This is a genomic window from Lentzea kentuckyensis (assembly GCF_002150765.1).
GTDB lineage: Bacteria > Actinomycetota > Actinomycetes > Mycobacteriales > Pseudonocardiaceae > Lentzea > Lentzea kentuckyensis.
Genome location: NZ_MUYM01000187.1, coordinates 1 through 2,404, shown reverse-complemented (window position 1 = coordinate 2,404; position 2,404 = coordinate 1). Strand labels below are relative to the sequence as shown.

Genomic DNA, 2,404 nt, shown 5'->3' with positions numbered 1-2,404 from the left:
GACCGGTGGCGCGACCACCTACGTCGTCGAGGACGGCAGCGGCCAGCGGCGTTGCTTCCAGATCGCGGCGTTCGGCTACAACGGCGAACGTGGTAGCTCTGCCAAGGTGTGCGCCAACAAGAACTAGACGTAATTCGGCGCATTGTTGTGTGCGTATCAATTGGCGTACGGTCCCCCGGTGCAAAGCGCTCGTTACGCCGGCCCACCGTTGTTCGCTCGTGGACGCAGGCGCCGCACACTCGTGGCGTGGGCGGCCATCCCGCTCGTCGTCGGCATCGGAATCGGGGTGCTGATCGGCGGCGGTTTACGGCAGTCGTCTCCGGTCGGCTCCGGCATCACCACACCCAGGAACGAGCCCGTTCAGCTCGAATACACCGACATGCCGTGTGATCCGGGCTCATCCGTCCTCGTGCTGCACTCGCTGGAGGGCGCGATGCGGACGGAGGACGTCAAAGTGTTGCTGGACTACGAAACGATGTGGGTGAGACACCGGGAGAGCGCGAACCCGGCGCTGCGCGGCCAAACCGCGCTGCTGACCAGGCGGGACGACGTCTGCGACGCCATCGTCCCCCAGGACACGAGGTTCACCCAGTTCGTGTGGATCGGCCCGTTCCCGTCGGACGTGGCGCCCGCGCTGTGCGAGGCGTTGCTCAAGGTCACCTGGGAGAACTGCATTCCCGCGCAGGTGGTGCGCTGACTCCCGGCCCTGTCAACGGGTCCGTCAACGGCGGAACAACGGCCGCGGGTCGATCGCCCACACCACCTTGCGCCACCAGGAAGCCTTGCGCCGCACCGCTTTCCTCACCTGCCGGGCCAACCGCCAGCTGTTCTCGCCCTGGGCCGGCTGTGGCGCGAAAGCGGCGTGGTCCACCAGCACCGCCAGCCGTGCGCCCGCCTCACCCCACTCGCTCGCGACGTCCGGCACGGTACGGCTCGGTTTCGGCCGGAACCCGGCCAGTTGCAACGAGTCCAGCACCTCGTTCCACGCTCCCACCGGCCCGGCCGCCCGCAGCCGCACCCGCCGCGACGTCCGCGCCACGTACAACGCGACGAGAAGTACCGCCGGGACGAACGCCCAGAACGGGAACCCGTTCGTTTGTCGTGGTGCGGCAACGGTGTCGGGCCGCACCGCGGTCGGCTGCACCAGCGGCGGCACCGACGGCAACGAGGTCGGCGTCGGCTTGGCGGTGGTCGACGCGAGCCGGTTCAGCACCTCGCGCTTCGAGGCCGCGCTGGGCCCGCTTCCGTTGCCGGACACCGGATCGAACGCCACCCAGCCCCACCCGCTGAAGTACACCTCGGGCCAGGCCGTGGCATCGGCGGCACGAACGATCCGTTCGCCGTTCTGTTCCGGCACCGGCTGGAACCCGATCACCACCCGAGTGGGCAATCCGACCGCCCGCGCCAGCACCGCATAGGCCGACGCGAACTGCTCGGCGGTCCCCGCCCCGGCCCCGGCCTCACCGGCCTGCCCGAACAGGAACGTCTCCAGCCGAGCGTACGACGACCCGACCGGCGCCTCGGCGTCCGGCCGCCGGTTGAGCCGCACAACCTGTTCCAGCGCAACAGCCTTCTCGTACGGCGTGCGCGCACTCGCGGTCGCCTGCCGCGCGTACTCCGCCAACGTGAACGGCAACCGCGGCAACGCCGTGTACCTGGTCGCGTCCGCGGGCACCCGCGCCTCGGCCAGATCGGTGTCGGCAGGCGTCTCCAGGGTGCCTCTCACCGTGTAGCTGAGCCCGGTCCTGAGCCCCTCCGCCACCACCAGCGNNACACCGGGCAGCCACTCCCCCGACAACCCGGTGATCCGCAGATCGACGCTGGCGTCCTGGAACTTCCCGCCGATCGGCAGATCAGGCGCGTCCACCACACCAAGCGGCCCGTAGGTCGACGCCGCCTCCCACGACGCCCCCGAATACCGGCTGAGCGTCACCAGCCGCACCGGCACCTCGGGCCCACGCATCCGGAACAACTCGGCGTCCCCCTGCGCCGCCCAAGCCGCGAGCTGCGGCAGCGGGTTGGCGATGGCCACCTCGGTGACCGGCGGCGTGACCAGCTTGCGCGGCTCGAACCCGTTGGTGGGCAACACAAAGGTCAGCAACGTCAACGCGGCCAGCCCCGTGGCCAGAATCGCGGGCGGCACCACCGGCCCGCGCCGGTCGATGATCAGCCACCCCAACGCCAGCAACACGACCAAGGTGAGCGCCACCAGGCCATACCGGTCCGCACGCCCCGTGGTGAGCAGCGCCGCCGACACGTACAACGCCGCTGCTCCGAGCGCCGGCACGAACAAGGCCGTCCCGCGCTTGGTAACCGACAACACCGTGCCCGTGGAAACACCGATGATCAGCAACAACCCCGGCACCAGCAACTCGGGCGTGGCCGGCGCGGGCCGCGCCGCCGT

The 2,404-nt window shown here is 70.2% G+C and carries 2 protein-coding genes; one reads left to right on the top strand and one right to left on the bottom strand.

Going from position 1 to position 2,404, the window contains the following annotated elements; genetic code table 11:
- Nucleotides 1-178 precede the first annotated feature (178 nt).
- Entirely contained in the window at nt 179-697 is a 519-nt protein-coding gene (locus B0F77_RS45610) for a hypothetical protein (protein ID WP_143467277.1), read from the top strand.
- Nucleotides 698-721: 24 nt separating this feature from the next.
- On the opposite strand, the gene B0F77_RS45605 is transcribed toward B0F77_RS45610, so the two are convergent.
- Entirely contained in the window at nt 722-1,963 is a 1,242-nt protein-coding gene (locus B0F77_RS45605) for a transglutaminase-like domain-containing protein (RefSeq protein ID WP_425435831.1), read from the bottom strand.
- Nucleotides 1,964-2,404: the final 441 nt, after the last annotated feature.